This window comes from Pseudogemmobacter blasticus (genome assembly GCF_003071405.1).
Classification (GTDB): Bacteria; Pseudomonadota; Alphaproteobacteria; order Rhodobacterales; family Rhodobacteraceae; genus Pseudogemmobacter; species Pseudogemmobacter blasticus.
The window spans coordinates 1,642,194-1,664,280 of sequence record NZ_CP020470.1 but is presented as its reverse complement, the minus strand read 5'-3'; the positions used below and the strand labels follow the sequence as shown (position 1 = coordinate 1,664,280).

23 protein-coding genes, 1 tRNA gene and 1 pseudogene are annotated in these 22,087 nt (G+C 66.3%); 8 read left to right on the top strand and 17 right to left on the bottom strand.

Going from position 1 to position 22,087, the window contains the following annotated elements:
- Nucleotides 1-36 precede the first annotated feature (36 nt).
- Nucleotides 37-1,659, top strand: coding sequence for an MFS transporter (locus B6K69_RS08130; RefSeq protein WP_108643430.1), 1,623 nt, complete (start codon nucleotides 37-39; stop codon nucleotides 1,657-1,659).
- Here B6K69_RS08130 and B6K69_RS08125 read toward each other — a convergent pair.
- Nucleotides 1,656-2,387 carry an SDR family NAD(P)-dependent oxidoreductase gene (locus B6K69_RS08125; protein WP_108643429.1) on the bottom strand — a complete coding sequence of 244 codons (732 nt, stop codon included), beginning with the start codon at nucleotides 2,385-2,387 and terminating at the stop codon, nucleotides 1,656-1,658. The genes B6K69_RS08130 and B6K69_RS08125 overlap by 4 nt on opposite strands.
- 134 nt (nucleotides 2,388-2,521) lie before the next feature.
- Between B6K69_RS08125 and argB the strand changes: the two genes are divergently transcribed.
- From argB to B6K69_RS08110, 3 genes are read left to right on the top strand one after another with little or no spacing between them, the layout of a single operon-like run.
- Complete coding sequence (gene argB / locus B6K69_RS08120) at nucleotides 2,522-3,400, top strand: acetylglutamate kinase (protein WP_107673988.1); 879 nt, start codon at nucleotides 2,522-2,524, stop codon at nucleotides 3,398-3,400.
- Nucleotides 3,397-4,041 carry a ferredoxin gene (locus tag B6K69_RS08115; RefSeq protein WP_108643428.1) on the top strand — a complete coding sequence of 215 codons (645 nt, stop codon included), beginning with the start codon at nucleotides 3,397-3,399 and terminating at the stop codon, nucleotides 4,039-4,041. The genes argB and B6K69_RS08115 overlap by 4 nt, the downstream gene beginning before the upstream one ends.
- Nucleotides 4,038-4,541, top strand: coding sequence for a SixA phosphatase family protein (locus tag B6K69_RS08110; protein ID WP_107673903.1), 504 nt, complete (start codon nucleotides 4,038-4,040; stop codon nucleotides 4,539-4,541). Before B6K69_RS08115 ends, B6K69_RS08110 begins: the two co-directional genes overlap by 4 nt.
- 33 nt (nucleotides 4,542-4,574) lie before the next feature.
- Here the strand turns inward: B6K69_RS08110 and B6K69_RS08105 are convergent, their stop codons facing one another.
- From B6K69_RS08105 to rpmH, 11 genes and pseudogenes are all read right to left on the bottom strand, one after another.
- Nucleotides 4,575-5,015, bottom strand: a complete 441-nt coding sequence (locus tag B6K69_RS08105; RefSeq protein ID WP_108643427.1) for a hypothetical protein — start codon at nucleotides 5,013-5,015, stop codon at nucleotides 4,575-4,577.
- Nucleotides 5,016-5,034: 19 nt separating this feature from the next.
- A complete protein-coding gene (locus B6K69_RS08100; RefSeq protein ID WP_164681913.1) occupies nucleotides 5,035-5,805 on the bottom strand; it encodes an amino acid ABC transporter ATP-binding protein in 771 nt (256 codons plus the stop codon).
- Nucleotides 5,806-5,819: 14 nt separating this feature from the next.
- Nucleotides 5,820-6,473 (bottom strand): annotated as a pseudogene (locus B6K69_RS18625) (amino acid ABC transporter permease); the annotation flags it as partial.
- A gap of 1,144 nt (nucleotides 6,474-7,617) precedes the next feature.
- Entirely contained in the window at nucleotides 7,618-8,943 is a 1,326-nt protein-coding gene (locus tag B6K69_RS08090; RefSeq protein ID WP_107673900.1) for an amino acid ABC transporter permease, read from the bottom strand.
- A gap of 130 nt (nucleotides 8,944-9,073) precedes the next feature.
- Nucleotides 9,074-10,090 (bottom strand): amino acid ABC transporter substrate-binding protein, encoded by a 1,017-nt coding sequence (locus B6K69_RS08085; protein WP_107673899.1) that lies wholly within the window; start codon nucleotides 10,088-10,090, stop codon nucleotides 9,074-9,076.
- A gap of 231 nt (nucleotides 10,091-10,321) precedes the next feature.
- Nucleotides 10,322-11,029, bottom strand: a complete 708-nt coding sequence (locus B6K69_RS08080) for an ATP12 family chaperone protein (protein ID WP_108643425.1) — start codon at nucleotides 11,027-11,029, stop codon at nucleotides 10,322-10,324.
- 19 nt (nucleotides 11,030-11,048) lie between these two features.
- Nucleotides 11,049-12,095 carry an RluA family pseudouridine synthase gene (locus tag B6K69_RS08075; protein WP_107673897.1) on the bottom strand — a complete coding sequence of 349 codons (1,047 nt, stop codon included), beginning with the start codon at nucleotides 12,093-12,095 and terminating at the stop codon, nucleotides 11,049-11,051.
- Nucleotides 12,092-12,475 carry a fluoride efflux transporter CrcB gene (gene crcB, locus B6K69_RS08070; RefSeq protein WP_108643424.1) on the bottom strand — a complete coding sequence of 128 codons (384 nt, stop codon included), beginning with the start codon at nucleotides 12,473-12,475 and terminating at the stop codon, nucleotides 12,092-12,094. The genes B6K69_RS08075 and crcB overlap by 4 nt, the downstream gene beginning before the upstream one ends.
- Before the next feature lie 31 nt (nucleotides 12,476-12,506).
- On the bottom strand, nucleotides 12,507-12,770 hold the full coding sequence (gene yidD, locus B6K69_RS08065) for a membrane protein insertion efficiency factor YidD (RefSeq protein ID WP_107673895.1): 264 nt from the start codon (nucleotides 12,768-12,770) through the stop codon (nucleotides 12,507-12,509).
- A complete protein-coding gene (gene rnpA, locus B6K69_RS08060; RefSeq protein ID WP_108643423.1) occupies nucleotides 12,767-13,183 on the bottom strand; it encodes a ribonuclease P protein component in 417 nt (138 codons plus the stop codon). Before rnpA ends, yidD begins: the two co-directional genes overlap by 4 nt.
- Nucleotides 13,184-13,221: 38 nt before the next feature.
- Entirely contained in the window at nucleotides 13,222-13,356 is a 135-nt protein-coding gene (gene rpmH / locus B6K69_RS08055) for a 50S ribosomal protein L34 (RefSeq protein ID WP_107673893.1), read from the bottom strand.
- Between the two features lie 256 nt (nucleotides 13,357-13,612).
- Here rpmH and B6K69_RS08050 point away from each other — a divergent pair, with 256 nt between their 5' ends.
- The 4 genes from B6K69_RS08050 (at nucleotide 13,613) to B6K69_RS08035 (ending at nucleotide 17,399) form a co-directional block, all read left to right on the top strand.
- On the top strand, nucleotides 13,613-14,317 hold the full coding sequence (locus B6K69_RS08050) for a TVP38/TMEM64 family protein (RefSeq protein ID WP_228156839.1): 705 nt from the start codon (nucleotides 13,613-13,615) through the stop codon (nucleotides 14,315-14,317).
- Nucleotides 14,317-15,735 (top strand): dihydrolipoyl dehydrogenase family protein, encoded by a 1,419-nt coding sequence (locus B6K69_RS08045; RefSeq protein WP_108644843.1) that lies wholly within the window; start codon nucleotides 14,317-14,319, stop codon nucleotides 15,733-15,735. The genes B6K69_RS08050 and B6K69_RS08045 overlap by 1 nt, the downstream gene beginning before the upstream one ends.
- A 141-nt stretch (nucleotides 15,736-15,876) precedes the next feature.
- The gene (locus B6K69_RS08040) at nucleotides 15,877-17,265 is read left to right on the top strand and encodes a sensor histidine kinase (RefSeq protein WP_107673986.1); all 1,389 of its coding nucleotides are present in this window, start codon (nucleotides 15,877-15,879) and stop codon (nucleotides 17,263-17,265) included.
- 57 nt (nucleotides 17,266-17,322) lie between these two features.
- Nucleotides 17,323-17,399: transfer RNA gene (locus B6K69_RS08035), tRNA-Arg, on the top strand.
- A gap of 329 nt (nucleotides 17,400-17,728) precedes the next feature.
- On the opposite strand, the gene B6K69_RS08030 is transcribed toward B6K69_RS08035, so the two are convergent.
- The 5 genes from B6K69_RS08030 to B6K69_RS08010 all read right to left on the bottom strand — a co-directional run bounded on the left by B6K69_RS08030 (nucleotide 17,729) and on the right by B6K69_RS08010 (nucleotide 22,084).
- Complete coding sequence (locus B6K69_RS08030) at nucleotides 17,729-18,535, bottom strand: DNA adenine methylase (RefSeq protein WP_108643421.1); 807 nt, start codon at nucleotides 18,533-18,535, stop codon at nucleotides 17,729-17,731.
- A gap of 135 nt (nucleotides 18,536-18,670) precedes the next feature.
- Complete coding sequence (locus B6K69_RS08025; RefSeq protein WP_108643420.1) at nucleotides 18,671-19,390, bottom strand: hypothetical protein; 720 nt, start codon at nucleotides 19,388-19,390, stop codon at nucleotides 18,671-18,673.
- Nucleotides 19,391-19,399: 9 nt separating this feature from the next.
- Nucleotides 19,400-21,211: a hypothetical protein gene (locus B6K69_RS08020; protein ID WP_108643419.1), complete on the bottom strand. Its 1,812-nt coding sequence runs from the start codon at nucleotides 21,209-21,211 to the stop codon at nucleotides 19,400-19,402.
- Entirely contained in the window at nucleotides 21,204-21,539 is a 336-nt protein-coding gene (locus B6K69_RS08015) for a hypothetical protein (protein WP_108643418.1), read from the bottom strand. Before B6K69_RS08015 ends, B6K69_RS08020 begins: the two co-directional genes overlap by 8 nt.
- Nucleotides 21,539-22,084: a hypothetical protein gene (locus tag B6K69_RS08010; RefSeq protein WP_108643417.1), complete on the bottom strand. Its 546-nt coding sequence runs from the start codon at nucleotides 22,082-22,084 to the stop codon at nucleotides 21,539-21,541. Before B6K69_RS08010 ends, B6K69_RS08015 begins: the two co-directional genes overlap by 1 nt.
- Nucleotides 22,085-22,087 lie beyond the last annotated feature (3 nt).

Genomic DNA, 22,087 nt, shown 5'->3' with positions numbered 1-22,087 from the left:
CCACAAAGGGGGCCTGAAAGGTTGCCCATGTCTTCCATGTCGCCCGAACCGCGTTCCGCCCTTGCGCCCCTGTCGCACCCGAGTTTCCGTCTGATCTGGACGGCCACGCTGGCATCGAACCTTGGCTCGCTGGTGCAGGGGGTTGGCGCGGCCTGGCAGATGGCCGAACTGACCGATTCCGAACGGATGGTCGCGCTGGTGCAGGCCTCGACCACGCTGCCGATCATGGTTCTGGCGGTGGCGTCCGGCGCCGTGGCCGACAATTTCGACCGCCGCCGGGTGATGCTTCTGGCGCAGGTTTTCATGTGTGCGGTTTCCACCCTGCTGGCGCTGGCCGCCTGGGCCGATCTGCTGGGACCATGGAGCCTGCTGGCCTTTACCTTCCTGATCGGGCTGGGCGCGGCGCTGCACCTGCCGGCGTGGCAGGCGTCGATGCGCGATCTGGTGCCGCGCGAAGACCTGCCTGCCGCGGTGACGCTGAATTCGGTCAGCTTCAACCTGATGCGGTCGGTGGGGCCGGCGCTTGGCGGGCTGATCGTGGCCTCGGCCGGGCCGGCGGCGGCCTTCGCGCTGAACGCGGTCAGCTATCTGGCGGTGATCTATGCGCTGGCACGCTGGAAATCGCCGGTCGAGGAGCGGAACCTGCCGGCCGAACGGCTGGGCAGCGCGATGTGGGCCGGGCTGCGCTATGTCACCTATTCGCCCAATCTGGTGCTGGTGATGGGGCGGGGCTTCCTGTTCGGGTTTGGTGCCGTGGCGGTGATGGCGCTGCTGCCGCTGGTCACGCGCGATCAGCTTGGCGGCGGGGCCACCAGTTTCGGCCTGATGCTGGGCATCTTTGGCCTTGGGGCCATTGGCGGGGCCTTTGCCAGCTCAACCATCCGGCGGCTGTTCCGGCTGGAAACCATCGTGGCCGGGTCTTTCGCCGCCTTCGCCGCGGGAACCACGGTGCTGGCGCTGGCCAACAGCATCCTGGCCGCCGTGCCGGGGCTGATGCTGTGCGGCGCGGCCTGGGTGCTGGCGCTGTCGAACTTCAACGTCTCGACCCAGCTTGCCACGCCACGCTGGGTGGTGGGGCGGGCGCTGGCGATCTACCAGTCGCTGGCCTTTGGCGGCATGGCACTGGGGGCCTGGATCTGGGGCCATCTGGCCGAGACGACGACGATTCCCACCGCGCTGTATTCCGCTGCGGCCTTTCTGGCGCTTGGCGGGGCCATCGGGTTCTTCCTGCCGATGCCGGCCCTGTCGGAAGCGAACCTTGACCCGGCCAACCGCTTCAACGCCCCGGCGTTGCGGCTGAAGCTGAAGCCCCGATCCGGGCCGATCATGGTGATGGTGGACTGGGATATTCCCACCGACAAGACCGAGGCCTTCCTGGGCCTGATGGCCGAACGCCGCCGCTTCCGCCGGCGGGATGGCGCCCGGCAATGGGTGCTGATGCGCGATCTGGAAAACCCCGACATCTGGGTCGAAAGCTACCATGTGGCGAACTGGACCGATTACCTGCGCCACAACCAGCGCCGCACCGCGACGGATGCCACCAATTTCGACCGGCTGATGGAGCTGCACCGCGGCCCCGGCTTCCCCCGCGTCCATCGCATGATCGAGCGCTATACCGTGCCCGACCATGACGACATGACGCCGCTGGACCCGGCCTAGACGTGCTGGGCGCCGTTCACCTCAAGCTCGGCGCCCGAGATATAGGTCGATTGGTCCGAACACAGGAACCAGATCGCATCGGCCACTTCCGAGGTCTTGCCAAGCCGCTGCATGGGCAGCTTTTCCACGATCTTGTCGGTTCCGGGCGACAGGATCGCGGTGTCGATCTCGCCCGGGGCAATGGCGTTGACGCGCACCCCCAGCGGGCCGAAGTCATGCGCCATTTCCCGCGTCAGCGCCGCCAGCGCCGCCTTTGAGGTGGAATAGGCCGCCCCGGCAAAGGGGTGAACCCGGCTGCCGGCAATTGAGGTGACGTTCACGATGGCGCCCTTGGCGGCCGAGAGTTCGTTCATCAGCCCGCGCGCCAGAATGATGGGGGCAAAGAAGTTGACATGGAACACCTGTCCCCAGGTCCGCAGGTCGGTGTCCAGCGTGTTCAGCCGGCTGCCGCCCGGCCCTTTCGGCGAAATCCCGGCGTTGTTGACCAGCGCGTGCAGCTTGCCGTCGATCCGCGAGCGGATTTCCTCGATCGCGGCGATGGTTGCGTCGGGCGAGGCCAGGTCCAGTTGCACATGCGCCTCGCGGCCGCCGGGCCAGGGGCAGCGGTCATCGAAGGGCTGGCGCGAACAGGTCAGGATGCGCCAGCCCTCGCGTTCGAACCGCTTGACGGTTGCGTGGCCGATCCCGCGCGAGGCGCCGGTCAGCAGCAGGGTCTTGGTTTCGGTCATTCGGCGCACTCCTCAGGATTGCGCTGAACCCTAGGCTGCGGCGCGGCAAAGGCAATCCCTGCTTGGCAGAAGGGATGAAAAGTCTTATGCGGCGCCAGTGCCCGGAGGCCCTGATGAAGCAGCAGACCCTGACCATGCAAGACGCCCAAGCCACCGCCAAGATGTTGTCCGAAGCCCTTCCCTATCTGCAGCGGTTTTCCGGTGCGGTGGTGGTGGTCAAGTTCGGCGGCAATGCCATGGGCGATGATGCCGCCATGGCCGAATTCGCCCGCGACATCGTGCTGATGCGGCAGGTGGGCGTGCATCCGGTGGTGGTGCATGGCGGCGGCCCGATGATCAATGACATGCTGGGCAAACTGGGCATCAAGTCGGAATTTGTCCGTGGCAAGCGGGTAACGGACAAGGCCACCGTGCAGGTGGTCGAGATGATTCTGTCAGGTCTGGTGAACAAGCGGATCGTGCAGGCGATCATGGATGCCGGCGGCCGGGCCGTGGGCATTTCCGGCAAGGACGACGACCTGATGGTGTGTGAGGCCGACGATCCCGAACTGGGCTTTGTCGGCCGTCCGGTCGAGATGAACGTGCAGGTGCTGCGCGACCTGTACAACGCCGGGATCATTCCGGTGGTGGCGCCGGTGGCGACGGGCATGAAGGACAACGAGACCTTCAACGTGAACGGCGACACGGCGGCCGGGGCCATTGCCGGCGCCTTGCAGGCCGACCGCCTGCTGCTGCTGACCGATGTGCCGGGGGTCAAGGACGCCAGCGGTCAGGTGATGACGCAGATCACGCCGGACGAGATTCGCCAGATGACGGCGGACGGGGTGATTTCCGGCGGGATGATTCCCAAGACGGAAACCGCGCTGATGGCCATTGAACAGGGCACCCGCGCGGTGACGATTCTGGATGGGCGCATCCCGAACGCCTGTCTGGTGGAACTGTTCACCGACCATGGCGCGGGCAGCCAGATCCGCGCGACCGCGCCGCGCGTCACGCCGCATGTGAAGCGGTGACCCCGGCCGAACTGGACGCCCGCCTTTTGGCGGAGTTTCTTGAGGTGCTTGGCGGCTTTGCCGTGGCCGAGGGGGAAGAGGGTTTCCCCCCGGGCACGCGGACGGTGCTGCTGCTGGGCCCGCGCGAGCCGGGGTTCTGGCCGCATTTGCAGGCCCAGACGGAATGGGACGGATCGCCCGATCCGGTGGACCGCTGGTCGCGCCGGGTTGTGGGGCGGCTGGCCTGCGATCTGGGGGCCAAGGCGCTGTTCCCCTTTGGCGGGCCACCCTACCACCCGTTCTACGCTTGGGCGCTGCGCACGGGGCGCTGCTGGCCCAGCCCGGTGCGGTTGCTGATCCATGCCTCGCAGGGGATGCTGGTGAGCATCCGTGGCGCGCTGGCGCTGCGTGACGAGGTGGCGGTGCCGCCGCCGGTGGCGCAGCCCTGTGAAACCTGTGCCGCCCCCTGCCGGACGGCCTGCCCTGCCGGGGCACTGGGGGCCGCGGGCTATGACCTGCCCGCCTGCCATGGCTGGCTGGATACGGGCGGGGCCGACTGTCTGACCGGGGGCTGTCTTGTGCGGCGCGCTTGCCCGGTCTCGGCTACCTATGCAAGGATGCCGGAACAGTCCGCCTATCATATGAGGCAGTTCCACCGATGAAGCGCCTGATCCTGACCCGGCACGCAAAATCAAGCTGGGATGATCCCACCATGGCCGACCATGACCGGCCCCTGAACGAACGCGGCAAGGCGGCGGCCGCCGATCTGGGGCAATGGCTGGCCAGCCGCGGCTATGTGCCGGAAGAGGTGCTGTGTTCGGATGCCCTGCGCACCCGCAAGACATTTTCCGGCATCGCCCCCGCGCTGCCCGGGACGCCGGTGCTGGAACTGAAGCCCGCGCTTTATCATGCCGGGCCGGATGTGATGATGGCCGTGCTGCGCCATGGCAAGGCCGATACGGTGATGATGATCGGCCACAATCCGGGCATCGCGGAATTCGCGCATCGGCTGGTGTCGAAGACCCCGCCCAGCCACGACTTCACCCGCTATCCGACCGGGGCGACGCTGGTGGTGGACTTTGCCATCGACAGTTGGGCGGATGTCGGCTTCGGGCAGGGCGTGCCGGTCGACTTCGTGGTCCCGCGCGAGATTGATGCGTGAGGGTTGTCTGACTGATGAACCCAGACCAAGGGATCAGTGCTGGACGTGTCCCGCTTTGATAAGATGATCTGTTTCGTCAAAGCAGACGAACAGGGAATCGTAGTCAATCCCTAGGCCGCTGCACATGCCAAGCGACCAGTTCATGCACCCCGACGCGTCCTTTTCTGGGTGCCCAGCGGGACCAAGAAGGTCGACGACCGCTTCAAGCGTTGTACCTGCTTTCAGATGCCGCCGCAGCAGGCTGCGCACCATTGGGCCGCGCGGACAATCGCTCTCCTTCATGACACACTGGTAGTCAGTCAGACCCTCGCAACTTCCGGCCTCGGTCCATTTTTCCGGTGTGAAGGTTTCCCCCATGAACGGGAACTCATGAAGCCAGAAGCGCGGCGCCAGCACGAATATCAGAATGGCCGCCGCCAGCAGGGCGACGGCCAGTAGGATTGCACGGGCTATCCACCTGAACAGGCGGGCCATTCGAATAGGTGCCCGTGGTTCAGTGCCCCAGAATCTGCGACAGGAACAGTTTGGTCCGTTCGCTTTGCGGGTTCGAGAAGAACTCTTTCGGGGCGTTCTGTTCGACGATCTGGCCCTGGTCCATGAAGATCACCCGGTTCGCCACGGCCTGGGCAAAGCCCATTTCGTGGGTCACGCAAAGCATGGTCATGCCTTCCTCGGCCAGCGCGATCATGGTGTCGAGCACTTCCTTGATCATCTCGGGGTCAAGTGCCGAGGTGGGTTCGTCAAACAGCATGATCCGCGGCTTCATGCACAGCGAGCGCGCAATTGCCACCCGCTGCTGCTGACCGCCCGAAAGCTGGCCCGGATACTTGTGTGCCTGTTCAGGGATCTTGACCTTGCGCAGGAAGTGCATCGCGGTCTCTTCCGCCTCGCGCTTCGGGATCTTGCGGACCCAGATCGGCGCGAGGGTGCAGTTTTCCAGAATGGTCAGATGCGGGAACAGGTTGAAGTGCTGGAACACCATCCCGACTTCCGAGCGGACCTTGTCGATGTTCTTCAGGTCCGAGGTCAGTTCGGTGCCGTCCACCACGATCTGGCCGGACTGGTGTTCCTCCAGCCGGTTGATGCAGCGGATCAGCGTTGACTTGCCCGATCCGGACGGTCCGCAGATCACGATCCGTTCGCCCTTCTGCACCGTCATGTTTATGTCGCGCAGAACGTGGAACTGACCGTACCACTTGTTCATGCCGCGGATTTCGATGGCGACCTCATCCGAGATCTTCATCTGCTTTTGCGCTTCGGCCATGGGGGTACTCTCCATTAACGGTGGTCGGTCTTCAGCTTGCGCTCGAGATACATCGAGTAGCGCGACATGCCGAAGCAGATGAGGAAGAAGATGACGCCGACAAAGATGTAGGGCTCCCAGTAGATGCCCTTCCAGTTGATGTCGGCCCGGACGGACTGGGTGACGCCGCGCAGCGGATCAAGCAGGCCGATGAAGGAGACCAGCGTGGTGTCCTTGAACAGGCCGATGAAGGTGGACACGATCCCCGGGATCGAGATCTTCAGGGCCTGCGGCATGATGATCAGCCGCTGCGCCTGCCAGTAATCCAGCCCCAGCGCATCGGCAGCCTCATACTGGCCGCGGGGCAGGGCGGCCAGACCGCCGCGGATGACCTCGGCCAGATAGGCGGCCGAGAACAGCGAGGCGAGGATGATCACGCGCAGGATCAGGTCGAAGTTGGTGCCCGGCGGCAGGAAGTAGGCCAGCAGCAGCGAGGCGGTGAACAGCAGCGTGATCAGCGGAACGCCGCGGATGAACTCGATGAAGCCGACCGAGAGCCGTTTCACCAGGAACATGTCCGACCGGCGGCCAAGCGCCAGCAGGATGCCCAGCGGCAGCGAGGCGGTGATGGCGGTGACGCCGATCACGATGGCCAGAAGAAAGCCGCCGAACTGGTCAGAGTTGACCGAGGCCAGGCCGACCGGGGCGATGCCGGTCATGGTTTTCACCAGCCAGGGGTGGACGAACATCCCATAGGCCCCGATGGCCAGCAGCCCGCCAAGGATGCCGATCCCGGCGGCGCGGCTGCGGGCGGCGTTGAAGATCCCGATGGCGGCCAGCACCCCGCCCAGACTAAGGAGCGAGGCGAAGGGGAAGTCGGCGACCATCGACAGGTTCAGGTCCAGCACACCGCTGACCACACGCATCACGGCGATCAGGGCCCAGACCAGCATGGCGACCACCCAGATCACGGCGGACACAAGCGCACCAAGCGACTTGCCCAGCAGGCCCGCGTTTTCGCCCAGACCGGGATAGAAGCTGTTGGCCGAGGACAGGGTTTTCAGGAAGCCGGTGCTGATCGTGTCGATATAGCCGATCAGCGTTGCGGCCACGATGGCCCCGCCGATGGCCACGATGGCGGCATAAAGGGTGTTCGGGCCGGCGCTGCGCAGCTTGCCGTAGAGCAGGCCGAAGCCGATGCCCACCACAACCGCCAGGATGGCCGAGAGGTAGGTCCAGACCTGGCCCCCCCACAGCAGGAACAGGGCGGCGAAGGGATAGGCCAGCGTGACCCAGATCAGCAGCTTGGGCCGGAACCAGGCCACGGCGAACAGGGCTGCCATCAGAACGATGGTCACGATTTCCACCAGGATCGGGGTGGACAGCGCCATCATCGCCAGCGCGGCCAGCACGCCGGTGATGCCGGTCATGATCGCGGCCTTGCGGTCGTTCCAGTAAAGAACCGGCGACAGGGCCACGAACAGCAGGCCGCAGGCCAGCACCGGGCGCCAGTACAGGTCTTGCGGGTAGAAGCCGAAGATATACTGGTGCCAGCGGGCCTTGATCACCGCCCAGCAAGCGCCGTCGGTGGCCCCTTCCGAGGCGACGATCGCCCGGCATTCGGACAGGCTGGTGGCGTTCCAGACGCCATGCCACCACCACGGAAAGGCCATCCAGACCAGCGAGACGACGACATAAAGGCCCAGTAGGGTAAGGACGGTGTTCAGCGGACCCGAGAACAGATTCTCGCGCAGCCATTTCACCACGCCGGATTCGCGCAGCGGCGGTTCCTGCGGCGGCAGCATTTCGGTTCGGATGAAGCTATCGGACATCTCAGCGCTCCTTCAGCTTCACGGCATTGTTGTAGACGTTCATCAGCGCCGAGATCAGCAGGCTGATCGTCAGGTAGATGAGCATCATCAGCAACATGCACTCCAACTCTCGCCCGGTCTGGTTCAGCGTGATACCGCCCAGGGTGCCGCGCAGGTCAAGGTAGCTGACCGCGATGCCCAGCGAGGTGTTCTTGGTCAGGTTCAGATACTGGCTGATCAGCGGCGGGATGATCACCCGCAGCGCCTGCGGCAGGATGATCAGGTTCATCGTGCGGCCCGGGCGCAGGCCCAGGGCAAAGGCGGCCTCGGATTGGCCGCGGCTGATGGCCATGATCCCGGCGCGGACGATTTCGGCGATGAAGGCGCCGGTATACAGGGCAAGGGCCAGCGTGAGCGCGGTAAAGCTGTGCTGCACCAGGATGCCGCCCTGGAAGTTGAAGCCCTTGGACACGCCGTTCTCATCGGCGGCAAAGGCCGGCAGTTGCAGGTGGAAGCCCATTGCCACCAGCAGCAGGATGGTGGGCGCGAACAGGATCAGCAGCGATTGCCACCAGGTAGTTGGGCGGTCGCCGGTGTCTTCCTGAATGGCTTTTGCGCGGCGCAGCAGCGCGCGGTTGGCCAGCACCGAACCGATGATCACCGCCAGCGTCGCCAGAACCGAGTAATTGATCGGCACGCTGCCGATCTGGGTGCCGCCAAGCGGGCGATCCAGCATCGGCGTGGCGACATAAGACCCGCGGTTGGTCAGGGCGACCGTGCCGAACAGCATCTTCTGGGCGGCGGGGTAGATGTCATCCGAGGTGTCCTCGGTCTGCCAACTGTCCACCATGGCCTGCGTCACCTTGAAATCATTGGGCGCGGGCTGGGTTTCCGAGGTGACAACAAAGACCAGGATGATCCACAGCAGCAGGGGCACGTTGCGGAAGGCTTCGACATAGACCGTCATCAGGCGGCTGATCAGCCAGTTGTGCGACAGCCGGAGAACCCCGACGAAGATGCCGATCACGGTGGCCAGAACGCAGCCGATGAAGGCCACGAGCAGGGTGTTCAGCAACCCGATGATGACCGCGCGCCCGTGGGTGCTGTCATTGGTATAGGGGATCAACTGTTGTTCGATGTCATACCCGGCACGAACCCAGAGGAAGCCGAAGTTGATGTCCTTGCCCTTGGCGGCAAGGTTCTGGATCGTGTTGTCCAGCAACCATCCCACCATCAGCAGGAACAGGATCAGCACGACCACCTGAATGGTGATCGACCGAAACCGGGTGTCGTAGATGAGCATTGAAAGGCGGAAGCCTTCCTTGGGTGCCTCGGAGGCAAGTGCCATGTGTGCTTTTCCCCTGTGTCCGTCCGGCTTCCGGCTTTTTGCCGGTTATGTCGCGTGATTGCGCGCGGATCGGATCATTCTTGAAACGAAGAAGGGCGCACCCGTTTGGGGTGCGCCCTGGAACTCATGCTCAGCGGAAGGGCGGAGCGTACTGCAGGCCGCCCTGGGTCCACAGCGCGTTCAGGCCACGGGCCAGGCCGATCGGGGTGGCCGAGCCGATGTTGGCTTCGAAGATTTCGCCATAGTTGCCGCCGGCCATGATCGCCGCCTTGAAGGCGCCGTTGTCGAGGCCAAGCATCTTGCCCATGTCACCTTCCAGGCCCAGCAGGCGGCGCACTTCCGGGTCGGTCGACGATGCGGCGACCTCTTCGATGTTGGCCTTGGTGATGCCCTTTTCTTCCGCGATCAGCAGGGAATAGAAGGTCCAGCGAACCACGTCGCCCCACTGGCTGTCGCCATGACGGACGACCGGGCCGAGGGGTTCCTTCGAGATGATTTCCGGAAGGATGATGTGGTTTTCCGGGTCAGCCATGGTGGCACGCGCGGCGGCCAGGCCCGACGCATCGGTGGTGTAGGTGTCGCAGGCGCCGGCCAGATATTGGCGCTGCGCTTCGCTGTCATCCTGCACGGTAACCGGGGTGTAGCTGATGTTGTTGAACTTGAAGAAGTCCGCCAGGTTCAGCTCGGTCGTGGTGCCGGTCTGGATGCAGACGGTGGCGCCGTCCAGTTCCTTGGCCGACGACACGCCCAGGTCTTTCTTCACCATGAAGCCCTGGCCGTCATAGTAGTTCACGGCAACGAAATCGAGCTTCAGGTCAACGTCGCGCGAATAGGTCCAGGTCGAGTTGCGGACCAGAACGTCAACTTCGCCCGAAGCCAGCGCGGTGAAGCGGGTTTCGCCGGTGGTGGGAACGAACTTGACCTTGGTCGGGTCGCCCAGAACGGCGGCGGCGACGGCACGGCAGAGGGCAACGTCGAAGCCGACCCAGGTGCCATTCGCATCGGGCATACCGAAGCCCGTCAGGCCGGTGTTCGAGCCGCAGATCAGCTCGCCACGCGCCTTGACATCATCCAGCGTGCCGGCCGAGGCAAACCCTGCGATCAGGGTGGATGCCGCGAGCGCGCCGAGGAGTGCCGATTTGTTCATATTTACCTCTTCCTGAGTTTTGCCCTTTTCGGGCTACGTTTGTTTGTGCCCTGCGGGCGCGCAGGGGCGGATGCTGTCGGAGGCTGCCCTCCCAGTCCGTGCAGTTTCCGCGAAAGCGCTTTGGATGGTCAAGAGTTCATCACAGGCTTCAGAAAAATCGCCTATCAAGCGGGCATTGCTTGGGTTTTTTGCACTGTTCGGGGGCGGTTCCCGAAGGGCAGGGCCAAATTGTTACCGGCACAATTCGTAGAATCGGTGCGCATCGAAGAATGCGGCCTGCCGCAGCGCTGCGGTCTCGGCGGCTTCTTCATCGGTTCCCCAAAGCTCGGCCTGCCAATCCTCGTCTATCCGGCAAAGCGACCAGGCCTCTTCGGCGGTCACGCGGCGGTTGATCAGCGCCAGCGCCAGAACCAGCGATCCGGGGATCGCGACAAGATCGTGAAAGGCGGCAAGGCGGAAGGTCGACAGTGCGGCGACCTGCGATCTGAGCGCCGCCAGACTGGCCGCGGGTTGCGGCACGGGAATGATGCCGCCGCCCACCGCAAGCGGTGCTGACAGGGCGGTGGCGGCCCAGTCCAGCAGCGGATTCCAGCCCGCCGCCTGTCGCGCGGCCAGGGCCTGCGGCGCCTCGGCGCGATAGCACAGCAGATCGGTGCCGCCATATTCGGCCAGCAGATCCACCACTTCCGCCTGCTGGACGGACAGCTTGTCGATGGCGGAATTGGCGGTGCGTGTCAGCGGCATGGTGTCGGGCCGCACCTCGCCGGTCTGCGCGTCCCACTCGGCCGCGATGGCCTCGGCCAGGGCCTGCGTCGGAACGATCAGCGGCGCCTTGGCGGGCGTCTTCACGCGCCGTCCGTCCAGCAGAACGGCAAAGCCGCCCTCCGCCGGTTCGGCCGTGGCCCTGGTCCAGAAGCGTTTCAGTGTCCAGCCGCTCATGCCAATGCGCCCCCTGTCGTCAGCCGAATACCTCGAACGGGTCGGCGGGAACATCGTCTTCCTTCCAGTCCAGCGCCTTCCAGGTGCGGGCCATGTGTTCGGGCAGGGGCGCGGTGAAGGTCATCATTTCCTTGGTGACCGGGTGTTCGATGCTGATCGAGCGCGCGTGCAGGTGCATCTTGCGCGACACATCCCCGCCGATGGCGGCGCCCCAGCCTTCGCCCTGATTTTCCGCCTGCGATCCGCCATACTTGCCGTCGCCGATGATCGGATGGCCGATCTCGGCCATATGGGCGCGCAACTGGTGGGTGCGGCCGGTGACCGGCTCCAGCGCCATCCAGGACAGGCGGTTGCCCAGGAACCAGAGGGTGAAGAAATCGGTCTGGGCGCGCTTGGCTTCGGGGTGGTCCTTGGCCTTGGCGGGGTGGATGCAGATCATCTTTTCGCCTTCGCCGCCCTTGCCGCGCCCCGGCGCCTTTTCAAGATAGAACTTGATCGAGCCCTTCTTCGGGTTCGGCACGCCGGCGACGACGGCCCAGTAGATTTTCCGCGCGGCGCGGTGGCGCAGGCTTTCCGACAGGGCGCGCGCAACCCGGTCGGTGCGGGCCAGCAGCAGGATGCCCGAGGTATCCTTGTCCAGCCGGTGCACCAGCTTGGGGCGTTCCTTGTAGCCGAAGGTCAGCGCCTCGGTCAGGCCATCGACATGGCGGTCACCCTGTCCGCTGCCCCCCTGCGACGGCAGGCCCGGCGGCTTGTTCAGCACGATCATGTGCTGGTCCATCCACAGCACGGCCGACTGGATCATCTTCACGTCGGCCGGGCTGAAGCGCGACCGTTCGGCCGGCGCCGGGGCGGGCGTGTCGGGAATGGGCGGCACGCGCACGGTCTGGCCGGGGGCCACGCGGTCGGCGGGTTTCACGCGGGCGCCATCCAGCCGCAACTGGCCGGTGCGGCACAGCTTTTCCACCGCGCCTTGCGTCAGTTGCGGAAAGCGGCGTTTCAGCCAGCGGTCAAGGCGCTGTTCGCCCTCATCCTCGGTTACGGTCAGAAGCTGGACGCCGGTCATGCAAAGACCCCCCGGAACAGGTGAAGTGCCAGCGCAATGGCGGCAAGGGACAGCAGGACCGAGCCTGCCACATAAACCAGCGCAAGGCCGGTCTGGCCACGTTCGTAAAGCGTGATCGTATCCAGCGAGAAGGCCGAAAACGTGGTAAAGCCGCCCAGCACGCCGGTCATCAGGAAGGGCGCCAGCCGGTTGCCGGACTTTTCGGCCAGAAGCACCACCAGCAGCCCCATCAGGAAAGACCCGGCCACGTTGATGATCAGCGTGGCATAGGGAAAGCCGGTGCCCAGCAGCCGGCCCGCCGTGACATTCACGACATAGCGCGCAGAGGCGCCGATGGCGCCCCCGGCAGCAACCTGGGCAAGGGTGGTTCCCGAAATCATGTGCGGCCTATGCGGCGGGGTGGGGTCAGAGTCAATCGGCGGGGCGGTTGCGGGTCTGGTCGAAATCGGGGTCCGTGCCGGGCACCGGGTCATAGCCATGGCCGCCCCAGGGGTGGCAGCGGCAGATCCGGTGCACCGTCAGCCAGCCGCCTTTCAGCCCGCCATGCCGCGCCAGCGCCTCAAGCGAATAGGCGCTGCAGGTGGGCTGATAGCGGCAGCCATGGCCGACCCAGGGCGACAGCACCAGCCGATAGGCGCGCACGGGCAGGGACAGGGCAAAGGCAAGCGGTGTCATGGCCGGGGCGCCCGTGGGGCTTGAACGGCGGCCAGGGCGGCCTCCAGATCGGCCAGCAGGGCGGCGAAGGGACGGGCGATGGTGGCCTCGGGCCGGGCGACCAGCACATAATCCCAGCCGGGCTGAGCCAGACGCGGCAGCACGGCCCGGGCCACTTCGCGCAGGCGGCGCTTGGCGCGGTTGCGGGCCACGGCATTGCCGATCTTCTTCGAGGCGGTGAACCCGATCTGCACCTTGTCCGTGCCGTCGCGCCGGTCACGGGCCTGCAACAGGAAGGATCCCGCCCCCTGCCGGCGGGCGGATGCGGCCTTCAGGAATTCAGGCCGGGTCTTCATCACGCAAACGGAAACCGCCGGAGGCGCGAGGGGCGCTTCGGCGGGTTGCCTTGTGCCCTGTGCCTCCGGCGGCGTCATGTCTTCATCCTTCCGCGCGAAAGGCGCGGCTGGGGGCCTTAGGCCGACAGAACCTTGCGGCCCTTGGCGCGGCGCGCGGCCAGGACAAGGCGACCGCCCTTGGTGGCCATGCGCGCACGGAAGCCGTGCCGGCGCTTGCGAACCAGAGTCGAGGGTTGGTAGGTACGCTTCATTGCGGCTCTCCGTCAGATCGGGTGCCCGAACCGAAGGGATTCGAGGGCTTGGAACTTGAAGCCCGCTCACTACGGGCGACGGCGGCGGCTGTCAACCTGTGCGACGCGGATTTCCTGCAAGAATTCCGCGCCGTGGCCCGCTGGGGGGGCTCCCGGGGATCAAGGCGGCGTGAAATCGGCGGACAGGGCGCATCCGCGGATGTGCGCCCGGCGTAACTGGGCTATGCCTGTCAGACCCGGTGCCAAGGATACCGCGATGCCCGCCTTCTGGAAACGCCTGCCGCTGTTGCTGATCGTGCTTGCCGCGGTGGCGGGGGCGGTGCTGCTGCGCGACCGGCTGAGTTTTGCCGCGCTGGCCGAGAATCGCGCCGCGCTGCTGGCGTTCCGCGATGCGCATTACGGGCAGGCGGTGGCGGCCTTCGTGGCGGCCTATGTGGCCATCGTCGCCTTTTCCCTGCCGGGCGCGACCGTGGCAACGCTGACCGGCGGCTTCCTGTTCGGCACCTTTCCGGGGGTGCTGTTCAACGTGGCCGGGGCCAGCATCGGCGCGGTGCTGATCTTTCTGGCCGCCCGGTCCGGCCTGGGCGCGGGCGTGGCGCAGCGGGTTGCGGCGCAGGGCGGCGCGGGGGCGCGGCTGATGGCGGCCCTGCGCGAAAACGAATGGTCGGTGCTGTTCCTGATGCGTCTGGTTCCGGCGGTGCCGTTCTTTCTGGCCAACCTGATTCCGGCCTTTACCGGCACCCGGCTTTGGCCCTTTGCGGTGACCACCTTCCTTGGCATCCTTCCGGCAATGCTGGTCTTTACCAGCATCGGTGCCGGTCTGTCCGAGGTGTTCGCGCGGGGGGAAACGCCGGATCTGGGGGTGATCTTCGCGCCGCATGTGCTGCTGCCGCTTCTGGGCCTGGCGGCGCTGGCGGCCTTGCCGATGGTTCTGAAAATGTTTCGCAAGGGGGCCGCATGATGCAGCAGATCAAGACCGACCTTTGCGTGATCGGCGCCGGTTCGGGCGGGCTGTCGGTGGCGGCGGGCGCGGTGCAGATGGGCGCGCGCGTCGTGCTGATCGAGGCGGGCGAGATGGGCGGCGACTGCCTGAACGCGGGCTGCGTGCCGTCAAAGGCGCTGATCGCGGCGGCGGCAGCGGCCGAAGCGCAGCGCAAGGGGTTTCGCGGCGTTGCGGGCGTGGCGCCGGTGGTGGATTTCGCGGCGGTGAAGGACCATGTGGCCGCGGTGATTGCCGCCATCGAGCCGCACGACAGCCAGGCGCGGTTCGAAGGGCTGGGTTGCACGGTGATCCGGGCGCAGGCCCGTTTTACCGGCCCGCAGGAGGTGGAGGCCGGCACCGCCCGCATCACGGCGCGGCGCTTCGTCATCGCCACCGGCAGCCGGCCCTTCGTGCCACCGATTCCGGGGCTGGAGACGGTGCCCTTCCACACCAACGAGACGATCTTTGCCCTGCGCGACCGGCCCGACCATCTGCTGATCATCGGCGGCGGGCCGATCGGACTGGAAATGGCGCAGGCGCATCGCCGGCTGGGCTGCGCGGTGACCGTGGTCGAGGCGGCGCAGGCCTTGGGCCGCGAAGACCCCGAGGCGGCGGCGGTGGTGCTGGCATCCCTGCGCGCCGAGGGGGTGGAGATTCGTGAAGGCGTGGGCGTGGCCGCGGTGGAAGGGCAGGCCGGGGCGATCACGCTGAGGCTGGCCGATGGGGCAAGGCTGACCGGGTCGCACCTCCTGGTGGCGGTGGGGCGCAAGGTGGCGGTCGCGGGGCTGGGGCTTGAGGCGGCGGGTGTCGAATTCGACGCGAAGGGCGTCAAGGTCGATGCGCGGCTGCGGTCGGTCAGCAATCGCAAGGTCTTTGCCGTGGGCGATGCGGCGGGGGGCCTGCAGTTCACACATGTGGCGGGCTATCACGCTGGCATCGTGGTGCGGCAGGCCGTGCTGGGGTTGCCGGCGAAGACCCGCACCGACCACATCCCCCGCGCCACCTATACCGACCCGGAACTGGCGCAGGTGGGCCTGACCGAGGCCGAGGCGCGGGCTGTCCACGGGGCGAAGCTGACCGTTGTCCGCGCCGGGTTCGACGGCAACGACCGGGCGGTTGCCGGTGCCAGGGGCAAGGGCTTCGTCAAGGTCATGGTGGTTGGCGGGCGGCCGGTCGGGGCGCTGATCGTGGGGCCGGCGGCGGGCGAACTGATCGGGATCTGGGCGCTGGCTTTGGCGGCCCGGTTGAAGCTGACGGCGCTTGCCGGGACCGTTCTGCCCTATCCCACGCTGTCAGAAGCATCGAAACGTGCCGCAAGCGCCTATTTTTCCCCGAAACTCTTTGATAATCCTGTGCTCAAGGCGGTGGTGCGTTTCGTGCAAAGGGTGTTGCCCTAGGCCGGCGCACCCCGGAGGCCAAGGCCCCCGGCCCCCGCGGACGATTTGGTGAAGGGAAGTCGGGTGTCGCAGGTCAGGACACGCGGACAGTTCTTCCGAACGCTGTCGGGGCGGTTCCTGCTTCTGACGGTGGCCTTCGTCATGCTTGCCGAAGTGCTGATCTTCCTGCCGTCGATCGCGCGGTTCCGGGCCGATTACATGCTGGAACGGCTGAAACAGGCGCAGATCGCCGCGCTGGTGCAACTGGCCGCGGATGAAATGGTCAGCCCCGAACTGGAAGCCGAACTGCTGCGCAATGCCGAGGTTTACAACGTGGTGCTGCGGCGCAACGATGTGCGGCAGCTTGTGCTGTCGTCGCCGGTGCCGGGGGCGGTGTCGGGCAATTACGACCTGCGCACCGCCGGCCCGTGGGAGCTGATCCGCGATGCGGTGATGACGCTGGTGGAACGGGAAAACCGCATCGTGCGGGTGATCGGCAACCCGGTGCAGGAAGGCGGCCAGCTTATCGAAATCACCATGCAGACCGAACCGCTGCGCAAGGCGATGGTGCGCTATGGCGGTCGCATTCTCTATCTTTCGGCCCTGATCTCGGCGGTGACGGCGGTGCTGCTGTTCATCGCGGCGCAAAAGCTGATCGTGCAGCCGATCCGGCGCGTGGTGCGGCACATGCAGCTTTATGCCGAAGCCCCGGAAGACGCGCGGCGGGTGATCGCGCCCGTGGCCGAGCTGGAGGAGATGCGTGTCGCCGAAGAGGCGCTGGCCAGCCTGCAAACCCAGTTGACCGGGGCGCTGCGGCAGAAGGAACGGCTGGCCCAGCTTGGCGGCGCGGTGGCCAAGATCAGCCACGACCTGCGCAATATCCTGACCACGGCCCAGCTTTTTGCCGACCGGATCGAGGACAGCGCCGATCCGGTGGTGGCGCGGTCGGCGCCCAAGCTGGTGAATTCGATCAGCCGGGCGGTGGCGCTGTGCGAATCGACGCTGGCCTTCGGCAAGGCGGAAGAGCCGCCGCCGCAACTGTCGCGCTTTGCCTTGCGGCCGCTGGTCGAGGAGATGATCGAGGGCGAGGGGCTGGCCGAGGCGGTTCCCATGATCGGGCCGGTGGCGCTGACCGAAGGGGCGGCGCCTGCGGGGCTGGTGTCCTGTCTGATCGACGTGCCGCCCGGCCTGACGCTGCGTGCCGACCGCGAACAGTTGTATCGCGTGCTGTCGAACCTGATCCGCAATGCCCGCCAGGCGCTGGAAGCCACGGGCGTTCCGGGCATGATCGAGCTTTCGGCCGGCGAGGGCGAGGCCGAATGGTGGATCCGCGTCGGCGATACCGGGCCCGGCCTGCCGCAGAAGGCGCGGGAAAACCTGTTCTCGGCCTTTCAGGGCGGCGCGCGCAAGGGCGGCACCGGCCTTGGCCTTGCCATATCGTCCGAACTGGTGCGCGGGCATGGCGGGCGGCTGGAACTGGTGCGCAGCGATGCCGACGGCACCGAGTTCATGATCCACCTGCCGAAAGAGACAATGGACGCAGATACATGATCGCGCGTTTTGTCTCTTGCATTGCGCCGACAGCACGGCTACATCGCCCGGCATTGCGGACCCGTAGCTCAGCTGGATAGAGCATCAGACTACGAATCTGAGGGTCGGGCGTTCGAATCGCTCCGGGTCCGCCATTTTTTCAAAGAAAATCAGGCGGTTGCCGGGGTGCGGGATTTTTCCTGTCCACCGATCCACCTGCGTCCTCGGAGGATTTGCGGCGGATGGACAGTCGGACGGGCCAGACCTTCCCCCTTCCGGGCAATAAAAGGCGGGGCCGAAGAATATAGCGGCGCGGCGGCTTTGGCAGAATGATGCGCTAGCTTTGGCAGAAAATAATTTTCCGTCAGGTTGCAGGTCTGCACGTCAGATCCAGATGAATTCCTAACACGGCGCCCCTGATAACTTCGACTCGCGCCCGGCCTCCGCCCATCGTTCGGAAAACCAGACGCGGGTGATGGCAACTTCAGAAATTTCTGATCAGCAGTTCCGCCCTGTTGGTCTGCGCGCCGTGTGCTCCAATCGAATAGGTCGTGGTCACCTCCTCGATGCGCGCCCAGGCGAACAGTGAGCGGATCTCTGGCACGTCATTGATCGACAGGATGGCGCGGCCTTTAAGGCCCCTTAAAGCCGCCTCCAGACGCTCGAAATCGGGCCGGCTGAACAGGTGCTTGCCGTAGTCGCCCTCACTGCCCCAATAGGGCGGGTCGAGGTAGAAGAGCGTCGCGTCGCTGTCGTAACGGCGGATGAAGGCCTCGAAGTCCAGGCATTCGATCACCACGCCGGACAGGCGGCTGTGCAGATCCTCGAGCATAGGCTCAAGCGTGGTCAGGTTGAACCGCGCCGGGCGGCCGGTCTGCACCCCGAAGTTGCGACCACTGACCTTGCCGCCGAACGCGGTGCGCTGGAGGTAGAGGAACCGCGCTGCGCGTTCCAGATCGGTCAGGGTTTCGGGGTTGGTTTCGACCAGGCGGTTGAATTCGACCCGCGTCGTCAACTGGAATCGCAGCACGTCGAGGAACTGCGGATAGTGGCGCTGCAGGATGCGGAACAGCGTGGCCACGTCGCGGCCGGCGTCGTTGATCACCTCGGCCCGCGGGCGCGAGGAGCGGCGCAGGAAGATGCCGCCCATCCCGACAAAGGGCTCGGCATAGGTGGTGTGATTTCTGTCGGCGTCGATCGCCGCGCAGATCCGCTTGGCGAGGTTTCGCTTGCCTCCGATCCAGGGGGCAATGGGCCGCACCGGGGTCACCGGCATTAGGGGTTCATACATCCGAATCGTGCTCCTCTGCCGCTGCCCTTGAAAGAGGGCGGATGCGGCCAAAAGCGCAGGCTGGTCGGCGGGGGCTTTCTGACGGCTTCCCCGTGTCAGAGGGGGTTACCGCCCCCTCTGGCCTCCCTTGAGGCCTTAGCCCACCCAGGCCAGCAGCGTCGCCAGCTCGGACGGTGATACAGCCCGCGACCAGATCCCGACGTTGCCGATCGAGCCCGGCAGGTCGCCGGGTTGGGCGGCCTGGGCGGCCCCGAGGGCTAGAGAGGCCATCGTCCAGGCCCCGGCCAGCGTGACGGTGGTCGATACACCCGTCGTCAGGTGCAGCGTCGCGGTGGTGCCCGAAATGACCAGGACAGCCCCGACCGCGCCCGCGAAATCAGCGGCGAGAGCAGCGTCGAAATTCTGGGTGAGGTTTTGGTAGCGCAGGTACTTGTTGCCGCTGGTGTAGCGATAGGCCAGCCGGGATATGGGCGAGGCGCTACCGAAGACATAGTGGTTGTCGACCGTCAGAGCCGGGGCGTCGAATACCACATTGACCGCGATCGTGATGGCGGTGGAGGCGCCGATCTGTGTGCCAGAAAGCTCCAGGCAGCCCGCCGGCGTGCCGCTGCCGTTGCCCATGCGGATGCGGCCATTGTCCAGGACGGGCTGACGGGCGGTGTTGCCCTGGGCCAAGACACGGCCGTTCTTGCGGCCAGTCCAGGCCGAGACCTTGCCGGATGCCAGGGTGACCGAGGCGGTCGTCGGCGCCCAAACATCCAGCGCATCGGGGATCGCGTCGACCAGCGTGTCGATGGGCACGACCACGCCAAAGGTGCGGTCGGCGGGGGCCACGAAATCAAACGTCAGGTGCATCGGTCTCTCCTACAGCGACAGGCGGAACGAATTGGTCCAGCGGTAGAGCGGGGTTCCCGGCAGCAGCTTGCTGTCCCAGACGTCGCTGGTCCTTAGAAGGCCTCTGTGGGCCGTCCATTGGTTCCCGGCGAACCCCGAAACGTCCTGGCGCTGCATGGCATACCGAACGGCGGTGGGCGGGGCAGAACAGGTAAGGACGACCGTGCGGCCACGGATCGACAGGCCGGTGATCGTTGCGCCCTCGAGCTCGAAACCCAGCCAGGAGTCGATGCCCTGCCCGCCGTAGCGACTGGCGTCGTGGGCCACCAGATATTCACCCGGCCGCAGGTGCTCGTAGTCCAGCACCAGCGTGCTGCCGATCAAACTGGGACGGGGGCGGTGGATTGTCCAAGGACGGCCGGCCGCGGTCTCGACAGCCGCGCGGGCCGAAACCTCGGCAAACTGGATCGTCGCCGGCGCCAGCGGATGCACGTTGTTGTCACCGATGGGATAGGCGTATTCGGGCGTGGTGAGCACGCCACCGCCGGCCTCGCAGAGTTGCAGCACCTCATCGACAACGTACCACTCCTCGCCCGCCTGCGCTGTGTTGGCATCACCGCCCGGCTGGCTGATCAGCATCGTCGCCGGGCCGGCCGCACCGACACTGGCCAGCATGGCGCGCATCTTGGCGATGTACCGCCAAAGTTGATCCAGATAGACGCCGGCGGGGTAGGATTTGGCCGAAGTGCCATGAACCCAATAGTGCCAGGGCACATACAGGGTTTTACCTTGCGCGGCGGCGACGGCGACCATGTTTTCGTACCAATACAGCATGTTGGTCCAGACCGTGAGAGAGCCGGTCCCGGTCAATGCGTTATCGTCGATGTCCTCGATCGGGATGCCGGCCACCCCATGGCAACCCGTCACCACCGGCACCAGCGGCAGTCCGGCCTCGGCCCGGTAGAGGTTGATTCCGGCGGCCATCGGCCAGGCGGCCGTGGCGGTGGTGGTCACGGCGGCCGGCTCCAGACCCGTCGCCGGTACCGCGAGGTTATAGCCCTGCGACCGGGGCATGTCGCAGGTGGTGATCGGGACACCATCGCCGCGCTGCATACCGGCGAGCTGCAGGGTCGATCCGGTCAGGATGCGGGCGGCGACCTCGGACATCGTCACGCCAGATCCGGCAAAATCGCCGCCGACAGACAAAGACTGCCCATTGCAGGTGACGGCGTGCAGGGCGGTGGTCGACAGCGCCTGCGCCTGCACGCCGATGATCGCCGCCCCGCGCGACCAGAAATCAGCGCACATATGGGCGTCCAACCCGCTCTGTGCCTCGGTGGTGCCGCTGCGCCAGACCAGCAGCGCCTGACCGGCGGCGTCCCGGGCCAGTTCGCGCACACCGGCACCCCTGACGGTGGTCAGTGGCACCGCCAGAGCGGAATCGACGACCGCGCCGATTTCCGGGACCGCCCGGTCCCACCAGTCGCGCGCCATGTACATGTCCACGCCGGCATCAGCCGGATCGGCCGCGTCGCGCCAGACGATCAGGGCCTGATCGCTGTTGTCGAACACCAGCGCCTGCACCGACTCCGGTCGCGCCTGCACCTCGAACGGGCCGGATGCGGGCGGGCCGCGCAGGCTGTCCAGCCAGGCGGAGACGCTGCCGGAGTATCCGGCCGACACGGCCACCTGATAGGCCGACAGGCCCGGCGGGCCCGGCGGCGAGATCACGAATGGCCAGTCGGCGGCGGAAAACTCGGTCGCGGGCGTCAGGCGGATCGGCGCCGCGCCGGGCAGCACCAGCGTCGCGTCGATATAGGTGGTGATCGACAGGTCAGTCATGGGTCACGGGCTCGCCCAGGACCAAGGTGTATGTGCCCGAGGGCACACGAATCGTCCCGGTCGGATCAGTGCCCCAGATGTCGCCCACAAGGGTCTGCCCCGCCGGCCAGTCGGCCGTCTCGGCCGCCGTCGCGGCCAACACCACTTTGAACGCGGTCGGGTCCGCGACCGTGCAGGTCAGCTCGGCCACCAGCTCACCCGCCCGGTCACGCAGTTGGCTGCGGAAAGTCCATCCCGCAATGGTCGGCACGGTGGCGCCCTGGTAGACGATCGGCAGGGTGGCGATGGCTGAAAAGGTCGCCCCGGGTTTGAATGCGGCGGCTGACATCACAGATCCTCCCCAAGGGCATCCAGCGGGGCCAGCGCGGCCGCCACGTCCTCGGGCGTCGTGGCCGCATCGATGGCGGCGCCGACGGCCATCCGCAGCCCCTCCAGCTCGGCGGCCGTCTGGCGCCACAGGGCCGCGAGGTTGAGCCAGAGCTGCGCCAGGCTGGGCGCATCCGGGGCGGTGATGCCGATCTCGGCCACCAGCAGCGGATAGGCGGCCGGGTCCGGCACAGGATCGGCCAGCCAGGCGCGGGCCTCGGCCTCCTTGGCGAGGTAGATCATGTCCTGACCGGGTAGATCGGTGATCAGGGCGGTGCGGGCGCGGGTGATTGCCGCGGTCAGCCGCAGCCGCGCGGCCGCCTGAGCCTGCGCCAGCAGCGTGGCAGCATCGGGGCCCGGCGGCGGGGCAAAGTTGCCCCCGTCCCACATCCAGCCCGGCCCTCCCTCGGTGATCTCGGGCCAGCCGCCCGCCCAGTCCGGCACCGCCTGCGGATCAACCTCGATCACATTGACGACCACGCCGGTTTCGATCTCTGCCAGTCGCATGAT